Raw genomic sequence first — 15466 nt, 5'->3', positions numbered from 1 at the left:
GCATGAACAGCACGCTTATCCAGACAGACCGTTTCACCTTGAGTGAAACCGAGCGCTCGGCCATCGAGCACGAGTTGCATCACTACGAAGACCCGCGCGCGGCGTCGATCGAAGCCCTGAAGATCGTCCAGAAGGAACGCGGCTGGGTGCCGGACGGCGCCTTGTACGCCATCGGCGAGATCCTCGGCATCCCGGCCAGCGACGTTGAAGGTGTGGCCACTTTCTATAGCCAGATCTTCCGTCAGCCGGTCGGCCGCCACATCATTCGCGTCTGCGACAGCATGGTCTGCTACATCGGCGGCCACGAGTCCGTGGTCAGCGAAATCCAGAGCAAGCTGGGCATCAGCCTGGGCCAGACCACCACCGATGGTCGTTTCACCCTGCTGCCGGTCTGCTGCCTCGGCAACTGCGACAAGGCGCCGGCGTTGATGATCGACGACGACACCTTCGGTGATGTGCAGCCAGCCGGCGTTGCCAAATTGCTCGAGGGCTACGTATGACCCTGACTTCCTTCGGTCCTGCCAACCGCATCAAGCGTTCGGCCGAGACTCACCCGCTCACCTGGCGTCTGCGTGACGACGGCGAAGCCGTCTGGCTCGACGAGTACCAGGCCAAGAACGGTTATGCCGCTGCGCGCAAGGCCTTCGCCGACATGGCCCAGGACGACATCGTCCAGACCGTGAAAGATTCCGGCCTCAAGGGTCGCGGCGGTGCAGGCTTCCCCACTGGCGTTAAGTGGGGCCTGATGCCCAAGGACGAATCCATCAACATCCGCTACCTGCTGTGCAACGCGGATGAAATGGAGCCGAACACCTGGAAAGACCGCATGCTGATGGAGCAACTGCCCCATCTGCTGATCGAAGGCATGCTGATCAGTGCCCGCGCCCTGAAAACCTACCGTGGCTACATCTTCCTGCGTGGCGAGTACACCACCGCCGCCAGGCACCTGAACCGTGCCGTGGAAGAAGCCAAGGCTGCTGGCCTGCTGGGCAAGAACATCCTGGGTTCGGGTTTTGATTTCGAGCTGTTCGTCCACACCGGCGCCGGGCGTTACATCTGCGGTGAAGAAACCGCGCTGATCAACTCCCTCGAAGGCCGCCGCGCCAACCCGCGCTCCAAGCCGCCCTTCCCGGCCGCCGTTGGCGTGTGGGGCAAGCCGACTTGCGTGAACAACGTCGAGACCCTGTGCAACGTCCCGGCAATCATTGCCGACGGCGTGGACTGGTACAAATCGCTGGCTCGCGAAGGCAGCGAAGACATGGGCACCAAGCTCATGGGCTTCTCCGGCAAGGTCAAGAATCCGGGCCTGTGGGAACTGCCGTTCGGCGTCACCGGTCGCGAGCTGTTCGAAGACTACGCCGGCGGCATGCGCGACGGTTACAAGCTCAAGTGCTGGCAGCCTGGCGGCGCCGGTACCGGCTTCCTGTTGCCGGAACACCTGGACGCACAAATGTACGCCGGCGGCATCGCCAAAGTCGGCACCCGTATGGGTACCGGCCTGGCCATGGCGGTGGACGACAGCGTCAACATGGTGTCTTTGCTGCGCAACATGGAAGAGTTCTTCTCCCGCGAGTCCTGTGGCTTCTGCACTCCGTGCCGTGACGGTCTGCCATGGAGCGTCAAGCTGCTGCGCGCGATCGAGAACGGTGAAGGGCAAGCCGGCGACATCGAGACCCTGCTGGGTCTGGTCGGTTTCCTCGGCCCGGGCAAGACCTTCTGTGCTCACGCACCGGGCGCCGTGGAGCCGTTGGGCAGCGCAATCAAATACTTCCGTCCAGAGTTCGAAGCCGGTATCGCGCCTGTCAGCGCCACCGTCCCGCCTCTGGCAAGGCCGATCCTGGTCGGCGCGTAAACGCTTAAAAAAGGCGAAGGGTCCGTGCCCTTCGCTTTTCGTGTGATGACGCCTTTAACGGCTGTGTTGATTCACGCGGATAACAAGATTCCATTAGCCACGCCCGCTGACACCGGGCCAACGAAGAACTTTGAACCATGGCCACTATCCACGTAGACGGCAAAGAGCTCGAAGTCGATGGGGCAGACAACCTGTTACAGGCATGTCTGTCGCTAGGCCTCGATATCCCTTATTTCTGCTGGCACCCTGCCCTTGGCAGCGTTGGCGCTTGCCGCCAGTGCGCGGTCAAGCAGTACACCGACGAGAACGACACCCGTGGTCGTATCGTCATGTCCTGCATGACCCCTGCCACCGACGGCACCTGGATCTCCATCGAAGATGAAGAGTCCAAGGCCTTCCGCGCCAGTGTTGTTGAATGGTTGATGACCAACCACCCTCACGACTGCCCGGTCTGTGAAGAAGGCGGTCACTGCCACCTGCAAGACATGACGGTCATGACCGGCCACAACGAACGCCGTTACCGCTTCACCAAGCGTACCCACCAGAACCAGCAACTGGGCCCATTCATTTCCCACGAAATGAACCGCTGCATCGCTTGCTACCGCTGCGTGCGCTTCTATAAGGATTACGCCGGCGGCACCGACCTCGGTGTATTCGGCGCCCACGACAACGTGTACTTCGGTCGCGTTGAAGACGGCACCCTGGAAAGCGAGTTCTCCGGCAACCTCACCGAGGTCTGCCCGACCGGTGTGTTCACCGACAAGACTCACTCCGAGCGCTACAACCGCAAGTGGGACATGCAGTTCTCGCCGAGCATCTGCCATGGCTGCTCCAGCGGTTGCAACATTTCCCCGGGCGAGCGTTACGGCGAACTGCGTCGCATCGAAAACCGCTACAACGGTTCGGTGAACCAGTACTTCCTGTGCGACCGTGGCCGTTTTGGCTATGGCTACGTCAACCGCGAAGACCGCCCGCGTCAGCCACTGCTGGCCAACGGCACCAAGCTGAGCCTCGACGAAGCGCTGGATAAAGCCGCCGACCTGCTGCGCGGCCGCAACATCGTCGGTATCGGTTCGCCCCGCGCCAGCCTCGAAAGCAACTATGCGTTGCGCGAACTGGTGGGCGCCGAGCACTTCTACTCCGGTATCGAAGCTGCCGAGCTGGAGCGCATCCGTCTGGTCCTGCAAGTGCTGAAAGACAGCCCGCTGCCAGTGCCGAACATGCGCGACATCGAAGACCACGACGCCGTGTTCGTTCTCGGTGAAGACCTGACCCAGACCGCTGCACGCATGGCCCTGTCCCTGCGTCAATCGGTCAAGGGCAAGGCCGAAGACATGGCCGACGCCATGCGCGTCCAGCCTTGGCTCGACGCCGCCGTGAAGAACATCGGCCAGCACGCGCTGAACCCGCTGTTCATCGCGAGCCTGGCTGAAACCAAGCTCGACGACATCGCCGAAGAATGCGTTCACGCAGCTCCCGACGACCTGGCCCGCATCGGTTTCGCCGTGGCTCACGCCCTCGACGCCAGCGCACCGGCCGTTGAAGGCCTGGACACTGAAGCCCTCGAGCTGGCCAAGCGCATCGCCGACGCCCTGCTCGCAGCCAAGCGCCCGCTGATCATCGCCGGTACTTCCCTGGGCTCCAAAGCCCTGATCGAAGCGGCCGCGAACATCGCCAAAGCGTTGAAGCTGCGCGAGAAGAACGGTTCCATCAGCCTGATCGTGCCAGAGGCCAACAGCCTCGGCCTGGCCATGCTCGGTGGCGAATCGGTTGACGCTGCGCTGCAAGCCGTGATCTCTGGTCGTGCCGACGCCATCGTCGTGCTGGAAAACGATCTGTACACCCGTACCGACAAGGCCCGTGTCGATGCCGCCCTGAGCGCCGCCAAAGTGCTGATCGTCGCCGACCATCAGAAGACTGCCACCAGCGATCGCGCGCACCTGGTTCTGCCAGCCGCCAGCTTCGCTGAAGGCGACGGTACCCTGGTCAGCCAGGAAGGCCGCGCCCAGCGCTTCTTCCAGGTGTTCGATCCGAAGTACATGGACGCGAGCATCCTGGTTCACGAAGGCTGGCGCTGGCTGCATGCCCTGCGCGCGACCCTGCTGAACCAGCCGATCGACTGGACCCAACTGGACCACGTCACCGCCGCCGTCGCTTCCAGCACTTCGATCCTGAACCGCATCGTCGATGCCGCACCGTCCGCCTCGTTCCGCATCAAGGGCATGAAACTGGCCCGTGAACCGCTGCGTTACTCCGGTCGTACCGCCATGCGTGCCGACATCAACGTGCACGAACCGCGCACCCCGCAGGACAAGGACACCGCGTTCGCCTTCTCCATGGAAGGTTACTCGGGCTCGGCCGAACCGCGTCAGCAAGTGCCGTTCGCCTGGTCTCCGGGCTGGAACTCGCCGCAAGCCTGGAACAAGTTCCAGGACGAAGTCGGTGGTCACATCCGCGCTGGCGACCCGGGCACCCGCCTGATCGAAACCAGCGGTGACTCACTGAACTGGTTCGCCAGTGTTCCGCGCGCGTTCAACCCGACCCAGGGCACCTGGCAGGTTGTGCCGTTCTTCCACCTGTTCGGCAGCGAAGAGAACTCTTCGAAAGCCGCTCCGGTGCAGGAACGCATCCCCGCTGCTTATGTTGCACTGGCCAAGTCTGAAGCCGACCGTTTGGGTGTCAACGACGGCGCCATGCTGAGCTTGAACGTCGCCGGCCAGACCCTGCGTCTGCCGCTGCGCATCAACGAAGAGCTGGGCGCCGGTCTGGTGGCATTGCCTGCGGGCATCGCCGGCATTCCGCCAGCCATCTTTGGCCAATCCGTCGACGGTCTGCAGGAGGCAGCGCAATGACCTTGTTCACTCCTGAGGTGATCGACATCATCATCGCGGTCCTCAAGGCCGTGGTGATTCTGCTCGCCGTGGTGGTTTGCGGCGCCCTGCTGAGCTGGGTCGAGCGTCGTCTGCTCGCCCTCTGGCAGGACCGTTACGGTCCAAACCGCGTCGGCCCGTTCGGTGCGTTCCAGATCGCCGCCGACATGATCAAGATGTTCTTCAAGGAAGACTGGACCCCGCCGTTCGCCGACAAAGTGATCTTCACTTTGGCGCCGGTCGTGGCCATGAGCGCCTTGCTGATTGCCTTCGCGATCATCCCGATCACCCCGACCTGGGGTGTCGCGGACATCAACATCGGCATCCTGTTCTTCTTCGCCATGGCCGGTCTGTCGGTCTACGCGGTGCTGTTCGCCGGCTGGTCGAGCAATAACAAGTTCGCCCTGTTGGGCAGTTTGCGGGCCTCGGCACAAACCGTGTCGTACGAAGTGTTCATGGGCCTGTCGCTGATGGGCATCGTGATCCAGGTCGGCTCGTTCAACATGCGCGACATCGTTGAATATCAAGCGCAGAACCTGTGGTTCGTCATTCCGCAGATCTTCGGTTTCCTGACCTTCTTCATCGCTGGCGTCGCCGTGACTCACCGTCACCCGTTCGACCAGCCGGAAGCGGAACAGGAACTGGCCGACGGTTACCACATTGAATACGCCGGCATGAAATGGGGCATGTTCTTCGTCGGCGAGTACATCGGCATCGTGTTGATTTCAGCGCTGCTGGTGACCTTGTTCTTCGGTGGCTGGCACGGTCCGTTCGGCATCCTGCCGCAGATCCCGTTCATCTGGTTCGCGTTGAAAACCGCGTTCTTCATCATGTTCTTCATCCTGCTGCGCGCCTCGATTCCGCGCCCACGGTATGACCAAGTGATGGATTTCAGCTGGAAGTTCTGCCTGCCACTGACCCTCGTCAACATGCTGGTGACCGCTGCGATCGTGTTGCTCAACACGCCCGCCGTCGCGGCTCAGTGAGGATAGAATCATGAAGTACATTTTTGACATCGTGCATGGCTTCTACACCCAGCTTCGCAGCCTGGTGATGATTTTCGGCCACGCCTTCCGCAAGCGCGACACGCTGCAGTACCCGGAAGAACCGGTCTACCTGCCGCCGCGCTACCGTGGGCGTATCGTGCTGACCCGCGACCCCGACGGCGAAGAGCGTTGCGTAGCGTGCAACCTGTGCGCCGTGGCCTGCCCGGTCGGTTGCATCTCGCTGCAGAAAGCTGAAACCGAAGACGGTCGCTGGTACCCGGACTTCTTCCGCATCAACTTCTCGCGCTGCATCTTTTGCGGCCTCTGCGAGGAAGCCTGCCCGACCACCGCGATCCAGCTGACGCCGGATTTCGAAATGGCCGAGTTCAAACGTCAGGACCTGGTTTACGAGAAAGAAGATCTACTGATCTCCGGCCCCGGCAAAAACCCTGATTACAACTTCTATCGTGTTGCTGGTATGGCGATTGCCGGGAAGCCGAAAGGCTCCGCGCAGAATGAAGCCCAGCCGATCAACGTGAAGAGCTTGCTGCCTTAAGGAAGAAAGATGGAATTCGCTTTCTATTTCGCATCGGGTATCGCTGTGGTGTCCACGCTTCGCGTGATCACCAACACCAACCCTGTGCACGCCCTGCTCTACCTGATCATTTCGCTGATCGCCGTGGCGATGACGTTCTTCGCCCTCGGCGCACCGTTCGCCGGTGTCCTGGAAGTGATCGCCTACGCTGGCGCCATCATGGTGCTGTTCGTGTTCGTGGTGATGATGCTGAACCTGGGCCCGGCCTCGGTTCAGCAAGAGCGCGTCTGGCTCAAGCCCGGCATTTGGGGCGGCCCGGTCCTCCTCGCCGCGCTGCTGCTGGTGGAACTGCTGTACGTGCTGTTCTCCCACCAGACCGGTGAAGCCATCGGCCACACCACCGTAGACGCCAAGGCCGTGGGCATCAGCCTGTTCGGTCCTTACCTGCTGGTGGTCGAACTCGCCTCGATGCTGCTGCTCGCCGCAGCCGTCACGGCGTTCCACTTGGGCCGCAACGAAGCCAAGGAGCAATGACGATGCCTGCTATCCCTATGGAGCATGGTCTGGCGGTCGCCGGCATCCTGTTCTGCCTCGGCCTGGTCGGCCTGATGGTCCGCCGCAACATCCTCTTCGTGCTGATGAGCCTGGAGGTCATGATGAATGCCTCCGCTTTGGCGTTCATCGTTGCCGGTAGCCGCTGGGCGCAGCCGGATGGACAGATCATGTTCATCCTGGTGATCAGCCTGGCAGCCGCCGAGGCCAGTATTGGCCTGGCGATCCTGCTGCAACTGTATCGCCGCTTCCACACGCTCGATATCGACGCTGCCAGTGAGATGCGCGGATGAACCTACTCTTTCTGACTTTCGTATTCCCTCTCATTGGTTTCCTGCTGCTGTCGTTTTCACGCGGCCGCATTTCGGAAAACCTGGCCGCGCTGATCGGCGTCGGCTCCATCGGTCTGTCGGCGATCGTTACCGCCTACGTGATCTGGCAGTTCAACGTCGCCCCGCCGGAAGGCGGCCACTACACCCAGGTGTTGTGGCAGTGGATGGCGGTGGAAGGCTTCACGCCGAACTTCGCCCTGTACCTGGACGGCCTGTCGCTGACCATGCTCGGCGTGGTGGTTGGCGTCGGCTTCCTGATCCACCTGTTCGCGTCCTGGTACATGCGCGGTGAAGACGGCTACTCGCGCTTCTTCGCGTACACCAACCTGTTCATCGCCAGCATGCTGTTCCTGGTGCTGGGCGATAACCTGTTGTTCCTGTACTTCGGCTGGGAAGGCGTGGGCCTGTGCTCGTACCTGTTGATCGGTTTCTACTACAGCAACCGTAACAACGGTAACGCCGCACTCAAGGCCTTCATCGTGACCCGTATCGGTGACGTGTTCATGGCCATCGGCCTGTTCATTCTGTTTGCCCAGCTGGGTACGCTGAACGTTCAGGAACTGCTGGTGCTGGCGCCGCAGAAATTCCAGGCCGGCGACTTCTGGATGGTCATGGCCACCCTGATGCTGCTGGGCGGCGCTGTCGGTAAATCCGCGCAACTGCCGCTGCAAACCTGGCTGGCGGACGCGATGGCCGGCCCGACTCCGGTTTCGGCACTGATCCACGCCGCAACCATGGTGACCGCGGGCGTCTACCTGATCGCCCGTACCCACGGCCTGTTCACCCTGGCGCCGGAAATCCTGCATCTGGTAGGTATCGTCGGTGGCGTGACCCTGGTCCTGGCTGGTTTTGCAGCCCTGGTTCAGACCGACATCAAGCGTATCCTCGCCTACTCGACCATGAGCCAGATCGGCTACATGTTCCTGGCCCTGGGCGTTGGTGCCTGGGATGGCGCGATCTTCCACCTGATGACCCACGCCTTCTTCAAGGCCCTGCTGTTCCTTGCGTCCGGTTCGGTGATCGTTGCCTGCCACCACGAGCAGAATATCTTCAAGATGGGCGGTCTGTGGAAAAAGCTGCCACTGGCCTACGCCAGCTTCATCGTCGGCGGCGCGGCCCTGGCGGCCCTGCCACTGGTCACCGCGGGCTTCTACTCCAAGGACGAAATCCTCTGGGAAGCGTTCGCCAGCGGCAACAACGGTCTGCTTTACGCCGGTCTGGTCGGCGCGTTCATGACTTCGCTGTACACCTTCCGCCTGATCTTCATCGCGTTCCACGGTGAAGTGAAGACCGAAGCCCACGCCGGTCACGGCATCGCCCACTGGCTGCCACTGTCGGTGCTGATCGTATTGTCCACCGCCATCGGTGCGATGATCGTTCCACCGCTGCACGGCGTACTGCCGCAAAGCGTCGGCCATGCCGGCGGCGAAGCCAAGCACAGCCTGGAAATCGCTTCGGGCGCCATCGCCCTGTCCGGTATCCTGCTGGCCGCGCTGCTGTTCCTCGGCAAGCGTCGCTTCGTCACCGCCATCGCCAACAGCGGCATCGGCCGTTTCCTTTCGGCCTGGTGGTTCGCTGCCTGGGGCTTCGACTGGATCTACGACAAACTGTTCGTCAAGCCGTACCTGGCGATCAGCCACATCCTGCGCAAAGACCCGCTCGACCAGACCATCGGTCTGATCCCGCGCATGGCCAAAGGCGGTCACACCGCCCTGAGCCGTACCGAGACCGGTCAACTGCGTTGGTATGCCGCCTCGATGGCTGCTGGTGCCGTGCTGGTCATCGGCGCCGTCGTGCTGGTAGCGGTCTGATATGAACCTTGCGAATTTGCGAAAGGAAACGAACCCGTCATGATTCTGCCTTGGCTAATCCTGATCCCCTTCATCGGCGGCCTGCTGTGCTGGATGGGTGAGCGCTTCGGCTCTACCCTCCCGCGCTGGATTGCGCTGATCACCATGTCCCTGTTGCTCTCCCTCGGCCTCTGGCTGTGGGCCAACGGTGATTATTCATTTGCACCAAAGCCTGGCGCCGATCCGACCTGGGCGCTTGAGTTCAAGCACGTCTGGATCCAGCGCTTCGGCATCAACGTGCACCTGGCCCTCGACGGCCTGTCGCTGTTGATGATCATGCTGACCGGCCTGCTGGGTGTGCTCTCGGTACTCTGTTCGTGGAAAGAGATCCAGCGTCACGTGGGCTTCTTCCACCTGAACCTGATGTGGATCCTGGGCGGTGTCGTCGGCGTGTTCCTCGCCCTCGACCTGTTCATGTTCTTCTTCTTCTGGGAAATGATGCTGGTGCCGATGTACTTCCTCATCGCGCTCTGGGGTCACAGTTCTTCGGACGGCAAGAAAACCCGGATCTACGCGGCGACCAAGTTCTTCATCTTCACTCAGGCTTCCGGCCTGATCATGCTGGTGGCGATCCTGGGTCTGGTACTGGTCAACTTCAACGACACCGGCGTGATTACCTTCAACTACGCCGATCTGTTGAAGACGAAGATGTCGATGACCACCGAGTACATCCTGATGCTCGGTTTCTTCATCGCCTTCGCGGTCAAGCTGCCGGTCGTACCGTTCCACTCCTGGTTGCCTGACGCTCACGCCCAGGCGCCGACCGCAGGTTCCGTCGACCTCGCCGGTATCTTGCTGAAGACCGCTGCTTACGGCCTGCTGCGTTTCGCCCTGCCGCTGTTCCCGAATGCTTCGGCCGAGTTCGCGCCGTTTGCGATGGCCCTGGGTCTGATCGGGATCTTCTACGGTGCGTTCCTGGCGTTCGCGCAAACCGACATCAAGCGTCTGATCGCCTTCTCGTCCGTTTCCCACATGGGCTTCGTACTGATCGGCATCTATTCGGGCAGCCAACTGGCGCTGCAGGGTGCGGTGATGCAGATGTTGGCCCACGGCCTGTCCGCGGCGGCACTCTTTATCCTGAGTGGCCAGCTGTACGAACGCACCCACACCCGCGACATGCGCGAGATGGGTGGCCTGTGGTCGAAGATCGCCTACCTGCCGGCCCTCAGCCTGTTCTTCGCAGCCGCGTCCCTGGGCTTGCCGGCGACCGGTAACTTCGTCGGTGAGTTCCTGATCCTGATCGGCACCTTCCCGATCGCTCCATGGGTCACCATCATCGCCACGTCCGGTCTGGTGTTCGGTTCGGTCTACTCGCTGATCATGATCCACCGCGCCTACTTCGGTCCGGCCAAATCGGACGCGGTGTTGCATGGCATGGACGGTCGCGAACTGGTCATGGTGGTCGGTCTGGCCGCGCTGCTGATTTACATCGGCGTGTACCCACAACCGTTCCTCGATACTTCTGCCGCTACGATGCATGGCGTGCAGCAGTGGCTCGGCACCGCCTTCACTCAACTCGCTTCGGCCCGGTAAGAGCGCTATGGAATTCACGACTCAACACTTTATCGCGCTAGCGCCGCTGTTGATTACCAGCGCCACGATTATCGTGGTGATGCTGGCGATCGCCTGGCGCCGCAACCACTCCCAGACCTTCCTGCTGTCCGTGGCGGGTCTGAACCTGGCTTTGCTGTCGATCCTGCCGGCCCTGAAAGTCGCGCCCCTGGCCGTGACGCCGTTGCTGCAGATCGACACCTTCGCCTGCCTGTACATGGCGTTGATCCTGGTCGCCACCCTCGCCTGTGTCACCCTCGCCCACGCCTACCTTGGCGATGGCGGCACGGGTTACCCGGGCAACCGTGAAGAACTGTACCTGCTGATCCTGATGGCCGCCGCCGGTGGCCTGGTGCTGGTCAGCGCGCAGCACCTGGCCGGCTTGTTCGTCGGCCTGGAACTGCTGTCGGTGCCGGTCTACGGTCTGGTGGCCTATGCCTTCTTCAACAAGCGCTCGCTGGAAGCCGGTATCAAGTACATGGTGCTGTCGGCGGCCGGTTCCGCGTTCCTGTTGTTCGGCATGGCCCTGCTCTACGCTGACGCCGGTTCCCTGAGCTTTGTCGGTATCGGCCAGGCGCTGGCGGCTACTGGCCTGCCAAGCTCGCTGGCACAACTGGGCCTGGGCATGATGCTGATCGGCCTGGCGTTCAAGCTGTCGCTGGTGCCCTTCCACCTCTGGACTCCAGACGTCTACGAAGGTGCTCCGGCACCGGTCGCCGCGTTCCTGGCGACCGCTTCGAAAGTGGCGGTGTTCGCGGTGATGGTGCGTCTGTTCCAGATCTCGCCAGCGGCGAGCAGCGGCGTGCTGAGCAACGTGCTGACCATCATCGCCATCGCGTCGATCCTGTTCGGTAACCTGCTGGCCCTGACCCAGAGCAACCTCAAGCGTCTGCTGGGTTACTCGTCCATCGCCCACTTCGGTTACCTGCTGATCGCCCTGGTGGCGAGCAAAGGCCTGGCCGTGGAAGCCATCGGCGTGTACCTGGTCACCTACGTGATCACCAGCCTCGGCGCGTTCGGCGTGATCACCCTGATGTCTTCGCCGTACAAAGGCCGTGACGCAGATGCCCTGTACGAATACCGCGGCCTGTTCTGGCGCCGTCCGTACCTGACCGCCGTACTCACCGTGATGATGCTGTCCCTGGCCGGTATCCCCCTGACCGCGGGCTTCATCGGCAAGTTCTACATCATCGCCACCGGTGTCGAGTCGCATCAGTGGTGGCTGGTCGGCTCGCTGGTTCTGGGCAGCGCCATCGGCGTGTTCTACTACCTGCGTGTCATGGTCACCCTGTACCTGATCGAACCGAACCTGCGTCGCGTCGACGCTCAAATGCACTGGGAACAACGTGCAGGTGGCGTGATGCTGCTGGCCATCGCCCTGGTCGCGTTCTTCCTGGGCGTGTATCCGCAGCCTCTGCTGAACCTGGTTCAGCAATCGGGTCTGGCGGGTTGATCGCTTAGAGTCATTCGGTAGTAAACGGAAACGGCACCTTCGGGTGCCGTTTTTGCGTTTGGGAATTCAAAAGCAAAGATCGCAGCCTGCGGCAGCTCCTACACAAGTAGCGTTCACCCAATCAATTGCGGTTGTACACCTCTCAGGTAGGAGCTGCCGCAGACTGCGATCTTTTGATTCTCTGGCCAACAATGTTGTCCTGATGAGAGTTGTTGAACTTGAAAAGTCTGTTGCCTGGGATGACCTCTTCGCGAGCAGGCTCGCTTGTATGCTAGGACTTGAAGGGAGGTGGAGGGACAAGGCTCGACTCTGACTGTTAGCGCAGTACAGATCCGTGGGAGATTTCGCCCCTCCTCTTTTCACCCAAGCGCCGATAAAGAATGCATCTGGCTAGACCGATGATAGAACAAGCCTGCGCCTCATTAAGTCCCAAGCGTATCAAGTTACGCACCGGCACGTAGAGGGCTGCTTCCATTGACGCCAGACGACGCAACGAAGCTTGTGACGCACCCAGCGGTCCAGCTCCTCAAGTGGCCGTTTGCTTTGGCTCAGCTTGAAGTAGCTCGCCCAACCGCGCAGCACGGGGTTTATCCGTTCGATAATATTCGCCATCTTGTGGCCCCGCGCTTTACGTAACAGGTCTCTGAGTCGGTCGCGCAAGCGACCCAGGCCCATCGTCGCCACTCTCAATCTCGGTTGCTGATGCCAGCTCATCCCGTAACCCAAGTAATCACACACCCAAGACCCGGCAACTCAGCTCTTATCCCGGTTCAGCGTCAGTTTCCGGCGCTGATTCAGGAAGCGCTCAACACTCCTTATCACTCGTTCGCCAGCACGAGGGCTGCGCACATAGATGTTCGCATCGTCGGCATAACAGAAAAAACGATCGCCCCGTCGTTCCTCTACGAGCAGCTAAAACCACAGAACGCGGACTTCCTCAGAGTTGTCGCAATCCCGGTCCCTTGTGAAAAAGCATCGTACTGCCAAACAAGGTGAGCAATGAGCCGGGCCGTGATGGTAGCGCTCTGCCCGGATATCTGCCGAAAGTTTGCTCGTTTATACCGCTCGTCGATACTGTCAACATTGACAGGTAGACGTTGTATTTCCTCTTCTATTCAATTGGCCTAGAACGTTGTAGTAGCAGTTTGAACGAGGGTCGTTATAAAGGGTCGGGTAGCAGACTACGAGATCCCTGACTCTCGCAAACTTTAAATTAATTCGGACAGGACATTTTAATCATGAATGGTACAAACTCGAATGTAACGCAAGCCGATATTCCTGGTGGTGCATACCCTACGACAGCAGGGGCCGCCAAGACCATTAGCTACTTGTTGTTCGAACAGCAACAATTTCAAGGCAAGGAGAATGCCGTTGCCCGGCTTTATAACAACCGGCGGCAGGTATCAGAATTTCTGATCACCCTTGAAGCCCGAGATGAGCACGGACAGGTTACCGTCGTTCCCGATGGAACTCTGGTTGAGATCGTTCCTTTCTCCACTCTTCAAGGGCGCTGGCCTGCAGCAACTGGCCCTCATGAAAAGGGCTATTTACCTTTTGATGAAAGTTTTACTTTTGATGAGACTGATTCAGCAGAATCGCAAGCGTTGCGTTGTTCTCCGGGGGAGGTTTTTCCGAATAATTTTTTGCCTATGACGAAACCGGAGCTGCACACTATTCAATCTTCGGAGGCATCACTGATCCAACGAAAAACATTTAAACGATACCTGACCAATGATGGAAATCCAGGGGGGATTCAAGATCGTTTCTCTGTGCGTGTCCGCTTGCCTGGCAGTAGTGCTTACTACACAAGTAACAATGAAGATATCCCTTATGGTGGTACTGGGCAGAATGGGCGTTTTTATAGCTCCGTCTATCTGAGGTCGGTGGCGCAACCTTATTACACTTATGGAAATGGCGGGCTAGTAGAAGATATTGAAGAAGTGCGTTACCACAACGAATTCTGGTACACCTATAACCATTACATTGGATTCAAGTTACCAGGCACGACAAGGCCTATTGCGATGAAGCATGTGGAATTCGCTTCTGAGTGGAATCGCTGGAGTGTATATGATATTCGCCACGGGTCAGGGAAAGCTTATTATTCCCTTTTGGTCGGGATTCGCTCACCGGAATATCCGAATGGCCTAAGTTTCGGGTATCCAGGCAACTGGAACGATCAAGCGATACAGTGGCTGAAAGAAAATGGATATATCAAGCCTAGCTCCGACCGATTGGTTCTCGTGGTTTCGGGAGTGGTACCTACAGCGAATACGTACACAGACAGCTCAACTTCTGTAATCACCACTTATGACGTATATGGCAATTCCCAAAAAATTAAAACAAGTGCAAGACTGCTTGACCCGGCAAACGACAGCACGAAGTACGAACTTAGAATTGAAGAAGCTCCTGCGATTGAGTCTCAATATTTTATTGGGTAGTGAGCCGTTATCTGTTTCAGTCAGGGCAACTTCTTACGAAGGTCAAGTTAAATGTCTAAACAAAAAATCAACTCTTCCAACTCTTGGCTAAGCAAATTCGAAATAGGTTTGGCCTCCTCGTCACCCCAACTATACCCCAATGCCCGCCAACAACTACTGGTGACATTGAGTGTTGACCCCAGGACAGGGCAGACCATTTCTGAAGAAGAGCTGGAGAGTCTGCGCATTACGACACGCAAGAATGATCTTTTCCCATTGTTACCGGGTAGTGATGACGGCGGCGAGTGGTTCTATAACGAGAGAAAGAATCTATACCACCCTTATCCAGCGACCGTTTCTCATCCATCGCCCGATCAGGAAAGGTCGGGTGAGATCGATTTTTTTCAAAAAGACTTCTATGTCATGAGTCGTGCTCCGGCGGGCACTTCGGTCCGGCTATATGCCCAAATTACCCGACAAACAACAGACGGACCTGTCACTTACAATACTGCAATCGACCCTACCTATAAAAGTTATGTCGATATCAGGACTGCTGAGATCCCCAGGTTTAATACCCCCGAAAACTATAGCTTTAATCGGGACCTGGTCGCGGGCAACCCAAACGGTGATTTGTTTACCTGGGAATATCAACTGGCTGGAAAGAATGTGCAGATGCCCGTGGTTGAACTGCTCTCGGTTTCGAGTATGAACCCGGCGGGAATGATTCAGTGGGTTGATCGCGACGACAGAGTCACGCGAGCTTCCCATGTGGGTTACGCCGCACCGGGAGAGTCGGATTTTAATTACAACACGGCGATTGTACTTGGCCAGGAGTTCTCCCCCACCGTCAAGGTTGCCCGTCCTAGAGCGGGTCATGTGATCGTGGTGCTGCAAGGGGGGAACAATATCCCCTACCACAGTCAAAGTGCGATCAACCAGGGAGGCCCCTGTCGGTTGCATGCCATCGACATGTACGGCAATGAGCATGTGTTGAACATCGCATTTAAAGATCTGACGCCTGCCGGCCGCTTGGAGTTGGTGCTGTTCTAACTTAGATAACCCATTGGC

Annotated in this window: 12 protein-coding genes and 1 pseudogene; 12 read left to right on the top strand and 1 reads right to left on the bottom strand. The window is 59.2% G+C overall.

The window, feature by feature from the left end:
• Nucleotides 1-2: 2 nt before the first annotated feature.
• The 10 genes from nuoE to nuoN all read left to right on the top strand — a co-directional run bounded on the left by nuoE (nucleotide 3) and on the right by nuoN (nucleotide 11981).
• On the top strand, nucleotides 3-500 hold the full coding sequence (gene nuoE / locus ACM6IK_RS23130) for an NADH-quinone oxidoreductase subunit NuoE (RefSeq protein WP_108217849.1): 498 nt from the start codon (nucleotides 3-5) through the stop codon (nucleotides 498-500).
• Nucleotides 497-1852: an NADH-quinone oxidoreductase subunit NuoF gene (nuoF, locus tag ACM6IK_RS23125; protein WP_414876157.1), complete on the top strand. Its 1356-nt coding sequence runs from the start codon at nucleotides 497-499 to the stop codon at nucleotides 1850-1852. Before nuoE ends, nuoF begins: the two co-directional genes overlap by 4 nt.
• A gap of 137 nt (nucleotides 1853-1989) precedes the next feature.
• Nucleotides 1990-4704 (top strand): NADH-quinone oxidoreductase subunit NuoG, encoded by a 2715-nt coding sequence (gene nuoG / locus ACM6IK_RS23120; protein WP_414876156.1) that lies wholly within the window; start codon nucleotides 1990-1992, stop codon nucleotides 4702-4704.
• Nucleotides 4701-5708, top strand: a complete 1008-nt coding sequence (nuoH, locus tag ACM6IK_RS23115; protein ID WP_046037838.1) for an NADH-quinone oxidoreductase subunit NuoH — start codon at nucleotides 4701-4703, stop codon at nucleotides 5706-5708. The genes nuoG and nuoH overlap by 4 nt, the downstream gene beginning before the upstream one ends.
• 10 nt (nucleotides 5709-5718) lie before the next feature.
• The gene (gene nuoI / locus ACM6IK_RS23110) at nucleotides 5719-6264 is read left to right on the top strand and encodes an NADH-quinone oxidoreductase subunit NuoI (RefSeq protein ID WP_015094374.1); all 546 of its coding nucleotides are present in this window, start codon (nucleotides 5719-5721) and stop codon (nucleotides 6262-6264) included.
• Between the two features lie 9 nt (nucleotides 6265-6273).
• Nucleotides 6274-6777 carry an NADH-quinone oxidoreductase subunit J gene (nuoJ, locus tag ACM6IK_RS23105; protein WP_053161453.1) on the top strand — a complete coding sequence of 168 codons (504 nt, stop codon included), beginning with the start codon at nucleotides 6274-6276 and terminating at the stop codon, nucleotides 6775-6777.
• A 2-nt stretch (nucleotides 6778-6779) separates the two neighbouring features.
• Entirely contained in the window at nucleotides 6780-7088 is a 309-nt protein-coding gene (gene nuoK, locus ACM6IK_RS23100) for an NADH-quinone oxidoreductase subunit NuoK (RefSeq protein ID WP_007946416.1), read from the top strand.
• Nucleotides 7085-8938, top strand: a complete 1854-nt coding sequence (gene nuoL, locus ACM6IK_RS23095) for an NADH-quinone oxidoreductase subunit L (RefSeq protein ID WP_414876155.1) — start codon at nucleotides 7085-7087, stop codon at nucleotides 8936-8938. The genes nuoK and nuoL overlap by 4 nt, the downstream gene beginning before the upstream one ends.
• Before the next feature lie 39 nt (nucleotides 8939-8977).
• Nucleotides 8978-10510, top strand: coding sequence for an NADH-quinone oxidoreductase subunit M (nuoM, locus tag ACM6IK_RS23090; RefSeq protein WP_414876154.1), 1533 nt, complete (start codon nucleotides 8978-8980; stop codon nucleotides 10508-10510).
• A gap of 7 nt (nucleotides 10511-10517) precedes the next feature.
• Entirely contained in the window at nucleotides 10518-11981 is a 1464-nt protein-coding gene (gene nuoN, locus ACM6IK_RS23085; RefSeq protein WP_414876153.1) for an NADH-quinone oxidoreductase subunit NuoN, read from the top strand.
• Nucleotides 11982-12297: 316 nt separating this feature from the next.
• Here the strand turns inward: nuoN and ACM6IK_RS23080 are convergent.
• Nucleotides 12298-12881 (bottom strand): annotated as a pseudogene (locus tag ACM6IK_RS23080) (group II intron maturase-specific domain-containing protein); the annotation flags it as partial.
• A gap of 338 nt (nucleotides 12882-13219) precedes the next feature.
• Between ACM6IK_RS23080 and ACM6IK_RS23075 the strand changes: the two are divergent.
• Both ACM6IK_RS23075 and ACM6IK_RS23070 read left to right on the top strand, forming a co-directional pair.
• Nucleotides 13220-14419: a hypothetical protein gene (locus ACM6IK_RS23075; RefSeq protein WP_414876152.1), complete on the top strand. Its 1200-nt coding sequence runs from the start codon at nucleotides 13220-13222 to the stop codon at nucleotides 14417-14419.
• A 51-nt stretch (nucleotides 14420-14470) separates the two neighbouring features.
• Nucleotides 14471-15448 carry a hypothetical protein gene (locus tag ACM6IK_RS23070; RefSeq protein ID WP_414876151.1) on the top strand — a complete coding sequence of 326 codons (978 nt, stop codon included), beginning with the start codon at nucleotides 14471-14473 and terminating at the stop codon, nucleotides 15446-15448.
• Nucleotides 15449-15466 lie beyond the last annotated feature (18 nt).

The sequence above is a fragment of the Pseudomonas sp. IT-196MI5 genome (assembly GCF_949767415.1).
Lineage (GTDB): Bacteria > Pseudomonadota > Gammaproteobacteria > Pseudomonadales > Pseudomonadaceae > Aquipseudomonas.
This window is presented reverse-complemented; position numbering and strand designations above follow the sequence as displayed.

Coding starts and splice junctions, on each gene's coding strand:
- nuoI (WP_015094374.1), top strand. CDS start 5,719: ATGAAGTACATTTTTGACATCGTGCATGGCTTCTACACCCAGCTTCGC.
- nuoJ (WP_053161453.1), top strand. CDS start 6,274: ATGGAATTCGCTTTCTATTTCGCATCGGGTATCGCTGTGGTGTCCACG.
- nuoL (WP_414876155.1), top strand. CDS start 7,085: ATGAACCTACTCTTTCTGACTTTCGTATTCCCTCTCATTGGTTTCCTG.
- nuoH (WP_046037838.1), top strand. CDS start 4,701: ATGACCTTGTTCACTCCTGAGGTGATCGACATCATCATCGCGGTCCTC.
- nuoN (WP_414876153.1), top strand. CDS start 10,518: ATGGAATTCACGACTCAACACTTTATCGCGCTAGCGCCGCTGTTGATT.
- nuoG (WP_414876156.1), top strand. CDS start 1,990: ATGGCCACTATCCACGTAGACGGCAAAGAGCTCGAAGTCGATGGGGCA.
- ACM6IK_RS23070 (WP_414876151.1), top strand. CDS start 14,471: ATGTCTAAACAAAAAATCAACTCTTCCAACTCTTGGCTAAGCAAATTC.
- ACM6IK_RS23075 (WP_414876152.1), top strand. CDS start 13,220: ATGAATGGTACAAACTCGAATGTAACGCAAGCCGATATTCCTGGTGGT.
- nuoF (WP_414876157.1), top strand. CDS start 497: ATGACCCTGACTTCCTTCGGTCCTGCCAACCGCATCAAGCGTTCGGCC.
- nuoE (WP_108217849.1), top strand. CDS start 3: ATGAACAGCACGCTTATCCAGACAGACCGTTTCACCTTGAGTGAAACC.
- nuoM (WP_414876154.1), top strand. CDS start 8,978: ATGATTCTGCCTTGGCTAATCCTGATCCCCTTCATCGGCGGCCTGCTG.
- nuoK (WP_007946416.1), top strand. CDS start 6,780: ATGCCTGCTATCCCTATGGAGCATGGTCTGGCGGTCGCCGGCATCCTG.